The 389-nt window shown below is 49.9% G+C and carries 1 protein-coding gene; it reads left to right on the top strand.

Translation table 11 applies throughout. From position 1 onward, the window contains the following. Positions 1 to 389, top strand: a 389-nt coding sequence (locus A3773_RS18175; RefSeq protein ID WP_197462852.1) for a hypothetical protein, incomplete at both ends; no start/stop codon positions are given.

The following is a 389-nucleotide window of genomic DNA, read 5'->3' as shown; positions in this document are numbered from 1 at the left end:
TTCACTGTTACGATCGATACCATTACCGATACCAACTTCGAGCATATTACTGAAGATGCGACCAACAATAGTGTTGAAACGCAGATTCTGGATGATACCGATCCAAGCACAACCGAACCTGATACTGAAACAGCGACGGTTTCACTGACAGGCCCATCCAGTGTTGTGGAAGGCGATGTAACCACGCCGTATACCATCAGCGTTGACCAGCCAGCAGCTGATGTCGCCGCACCGATTACGGTGACATTCACATACAGTGGTGTTGCGAAGGATGGCGAAGATTTTACAGGCCAAGGCAGTGTTGATATCCCAGCGGGTAGCAACAGCAACACCTTCACGATCGCAACCTTAGATGATGTGTTGGCGGAAGGGGTTGAGAGCTTCACTGT

The sequence above is a fragment of the Neptuniibacter pectenicola genome (assembly GCF_001597735.1).
GTDB lineage: Bacteria > Pseudomonadota > Gammaproteobacteria > Pseudomonadales > Balneatricaceae > Neptuniibacter > Neptuniibacter pectenicola.
The sequence above is the reverse complement of the archived record's forward strand: the minus strand, read 5'-3'. Positions and strand labels throughout refer to the sequence as shown.